Origin of the sequence: Micromonospora sp. NPDC051296 (assembly GCF_040682255.1) — a bacterium.
GTDB lineage: Bacteria > Actinomycetota > Actinomycetes > Mycobacteriales > Micromonosporaceae > Micromonospora > Micromonospora craterilacus.
In genome coordinates this window covers 1-4,138 of the sequence record NZ_JBFBAO010000490.1, presented here as the reverse complement: position 1 = coordinate 4,138, position 4,138 = coordinate 1, and the positions used below count along the sequence as shown (strand labels likewise).

Below are 4,138 nucleotides of genomic sequence, written 5' to 3'. Positions count from 1 at the left end.
CCCCGGCGCGGCGGCCACCGCGGCGGCGACCGGGCCGAGGCCGACGTCCGGATCGGCCGAGTCCGGCACCGTCCCGCCCCGCGCCGGGTCGGCGTCGATGCTGACCTGCACCAGCACGTCCAATGGGCGGTCCCGGCCGGCGGTCGCGGCCGCGTCCAGCGCGGACGCCAGCCGGACGCTGTCGACGGACTGCACCACGTCCGCGTACCGGATCACCGACTTCACCTTGTTGCGTTGCAGCCGGCCGATGAAATGCCAGCGTGGCGTGACCCCGGCGGCGGCGACCTGGCTGGCCTTGGTCGCCGCCTCCTGGTCGCGATTCTCCCCCACGTCGGTCACGCCGAGGCCGGCCAGCGCGACCACGTCGGCCGCCGGGTAGGTCTTGGTCACCGCGATCATGGTCACCTCGGCCCGGTCGCGGCCCGCCGCGGCACAGGCGTCGGCGATGCGCGCGCGTACGCGGGCCAGCCCGGCGGCGAGTTCGGCACGCCGGTCGGGGCGTACCAGGGCAGCACTGTCGGTCATCGGCGGTGTTCAGGACCCGTTCTTGAGGAAGTCGGGCACGTCGACGTCGTCGAAGAGCACCCGACGCGGCGACTGCGGAGCAACCGGCGGGGCGGGCGACGGCACGATCGGCGTGCTCGGCTGGGCGGCCTGGTTCTGGTTGGTCTTGCGGGCCGGCTCGGCCGCCTTGTAGGCCGGCGTACCCCCGTCGAAGCCCGCCGCGATCACGGTCACCCGCACCTCGTCACCGAGGGCGTCGTCGATGACGGCACCGAAGATGATGTTCGCGTCCGGGTGCGCCGCGTCGGTGACCAGCTGGGCCGCGTCGTTGATCTCGAACAGGCCCAGGTCGGACCCGCCGGCGATGGAGAGCAGCACGCCGCGGGCGCCGTCCATGCTCTGCTCCAGCAGCGGGCTGGAGATGGCCGCCTCGGCCGCCTCGACCGCGCGGTTCTCGCCGCGGGCGCTGCCGATGCCCATCAGCGCGCTGCCCGCGCCACTCATCACGCTCTTGACGTCGGCGAAGTCCAGGTTGATCAGACCCGGCGTGGTGATCAGGTCGGTGATGCCCTGCACACCGGAGAGGAGCACCTGGTCGGCCGTGCGGAAGGCGTCCATCATGCTGATGTTGCGGTCGCCGAGCGCCAGCAGCCGGTCGTTGGGAATGACGATCAGGGTGTCGCACTGGTTGCGCAGCTCGTCGATGCCCGCCTCGGCCTGCACCTGGCGGCGCTTGCCCTCGAAGGAGAACGGTCGGGTCACCACGCCGATGGTCAGGGCACCCAGCTTGCGGGCGATGTTCGCCACCACCGGCGCGCCGCCGGTGCCGGTGCCGCCGCCCTCGCCGCAGGTCACGAAGACCATGTCGGCGCCTTTGAGCACCTCCTCGATCTCGTCGCGGTGGTCCTCGGCGGCGTTCTTGCCGACGTCCGGGTTGGCACCGGCGCCCAACCCCCGGGTCAGCTCGCGGCCGACGTCGAGCTTGACGTCGGCGTCGCTCATCAGCAACGCCTGCGCGTCCGTGTTGATCGCGATGAACTCGACGCCCTTGAGCCCAACCTCGATCATCCGGTTGACGGCGTTGACGCCGCCGCCCCCGATGCCGACGACCTTGATGACCGCCAGGTAGTTGTGCGGAGGTGTCATCTCCGGTCCTTTCCCTTCGAGATTGGCTACTCCCCGACCGGCTACGGCGTGGCCAGACCGGCGGTCGACGCAGCTGTCACCAGCGAGGTCGAGAGGCAAACCTTCACCCTCTACTAGAGGGTTACAGTTATGTCAACCACTGATCCTCTTTCGGGCAACGTAGGCGCACCCGAGCGATGAGCCAAGGACCTGCTCGGCGTGTCGCCAGTGGAGCGCAATGCCTCACCACCAACGCCCGCTCACTTGAAAGTGACCACGTCCGGCGCGCTGACGTCGATTCGGGCGGCCTTCTGGTCGAGCAGGGCGGTGGCCACCCGGGCCTTGTCCGCCCCGCGGGTCGCGTCGCCCCAGAACACCGTACGGTCGCCGCGCAGCCGCACACTGATCCGGGCCAGGCCCTCGACCGTGACCTCCACCAGTTCGGCGCGCAGCTGCGGGGTGAGCACGGCCAGCACCGCCAACCCGGCCTGGGTGTCCGGGTCGTCGGGGCCAGGTTCGGCCAGCCGTACCAGCGGCAGGCCGTCCGGGCGCTGCGGCAGCGTCCGGAACGCCACTCCGGCGGCGTCGACCACGACGAACTGCTCGCCGCGCGGCACCACCGCCAGGCCGGTCCGCTCGGTCAGCCGGACCACCAGCGCGTCCGGCCAGTCCCGGTGCACCGTCACCCGCTCCACCGGCGGCAGGGCACCGATCCGGCCGGCCAGCTCGGCCAGGTCGACCCGGGCCAGCGGGGCACCGTCCGGCACCCTCGCCGCGTCCCGCACCTGCACGGCCGTGACCAGCTCCGCCCCCTCCACCCGTACCTCGCGCACCCCGAACAGGCCGGTGCCGAGCAGCGTCCACGCCACCAGCCCGGCCAGGGCGAGCACCCCGCCGGCCACCGCCCACGGCAGCGCCGCGCGCATCCGGCGGCGGCGGGCCCGGGCCATGAACCGGCGGGTGGAGGCGGGCACCGCGTCGCGGCCGGCGCGGACCAGTTGCCAGCGGCGGGTCGGACGCCGGCCCGCGCCGCCGTCCACCCCGGTGCTGCGCCCGCGGGCCGGGCCGGGACTCATTCCGCCGCGGGCGACGCGCCGTCCACGCCGACGCCGCCGGGGACGGTGCCGCCGATGCTCGTCGCCCCGCCGGCCAGACCGCCGGGAACGGTGCCGACCGGCTCCTGCGGGTCGGCGGTACGCGCGGTCAGCGCGGTCAGCAGCTCGTCACCCATCAGCGAGATCGGCGGCGCGCCCATCGTCACCACGACGTCGCCGGAACGGGCCCGCCGGGCCACCTCCGCCGGCGCGGCCTCCCACGAGTCGACGAAGACCTTCCGCTCGGCCGGCAGCGACACCGCCTCGACCAGCGCCGTCGACCCCTCGCCCGGCCCGCGCAGCTCGCCCGGCCCGAAGACCTCCAGCAGCACCAGCTCGTCGGCGATCGCGAGGGCCTCGGCGATCTCCGTCTGCAGGTCGCGGGTGCGGTAGAGCCGGTAGGGCTGAAAGACGACGATCAGCCGGCCGTCCCCGGCCACCTCGCGCAGCGTCCGCAGGGCCAGGGTCATCGAGGTCGGGTGGTAGGCGTACTCGTCGTAGACGAGCACCCCGTCGGCGACGCCCTTGCGCTCGAAGCGTCGGCGCACGCCGGGGAAGGCCGCCAGCGCGGCCTCCGCCGCCTCCAGCGGCAGCCCCAGCAGGTACGCGGCCAGCACCGCCGAGGCGCTGTTGAGCCCCATGTGCCGGCCCGGCACCGGCAGCCGGAACTCGCCCAGCGAGCGGCCGTCGATGTGGGCGAGGTAGCGCACCCCCCGGGCCGACGACGCCACCCCGCTCAGCCGCAGGTCGGCGTCGGACGCCTCGCCGTAGGTGTACACGCGGCGCCCCTCGGCGCGCAGCGTGGCGGCCAGCCGCCGGCCGCCCGGGTCGTCCGCGCAGGTGATGATGAAGCCGTCCGGGTCGGTGAGCCGGGCGAACTCGGCGAAGGTGGCCTCCAGGTTGGCCAGGTCGCCGTAGGTGTTCAGGTGGTCCGCCTCGATGTTCGTGATGATCGAGACGAACGGGCGGTAGATGAGGAAGGACCGGTCGCTCTCGTCCGCCTCGACCACGAAGTACTCGCCGGTGCCGTGGTGCGCCCCCGAGCCCACCTCGGAGATCTCCCCACCGATCACGAAGGACGGATCCGTCCCGGCCTGCTGGAGCACCATGGTGACCATCGAGGTGGTGGTGGTCTTGCCGTGCGTACCGGCGACCGCCACCGTGCGGCGCCCGGTCATCGCGGCGGCCAGCGCCTCCGAGCGGTGCAGCACCCGCAGGCCGCGCTCACGCGCCTCGACCATCTCCAGGTGGTCGGCGGGGATGGCCGAGGAGTAGACCACGGTGTCGACCCCGTCGAGGTTGGCCACCTCGTGGGTCATGTGGATCGTCCCACCGAGCGCCCGCAGGCCGGCCAGGGACGGCCACTCGCGCAACTCGCTGCCGGAGACCGGCAGTCCCCGGGTGAGGAACAGCCG

4 protein-coding genes are annotated in these 4,138 nt (G+C 73.4%); all 4 read right to left on the bottom strand.

All coding sequences use genetic code 11. The features are described 5' to 3' along the window. On the bottom strand, window positions 1–525 hold a 525-nt coding region (locus tag AB0M52_RS31525), incomplete at its 3' end, for a YggS family pyridoxal phosphate-dependent enzyme (protein WP_363961248.1). Between the two features lie 9 nt (window positions 526–534). Beyond that, entirely contained in the window at window positions 535–1,650 is a 1,116-nt protein-coding gene (gene ftsZ / locus AB0M52_RS31520; RefSeq protein ID WP_363961246.1) for a cell division protein FtsZ, read from the bottom strand. Window positions 1,651–1,889: 239 nt separating this feature from the next. Continuing rightward, entirely contained in the window at window positions 1,890–2,669 is a 780-nt protein-coding gene (locus AB0M52_RS31515) for an FtsQ-type POTRA domain-containing protein (protein ID WP_363961250.1), read from the bottom strand. A 32-nt stretch (window positions 2,670–2,701) separates the two neighbouring features. Next, a partial coding sequence (gene murC, locus AB0M52_RS31510; protein ID WP_363961244.1) for a UDP-N-acetylmuramate--L-alanine ligase occupies window positions 2,702–4,138 on the bottom strand: 1,437 nt, incomplete at its 5' end.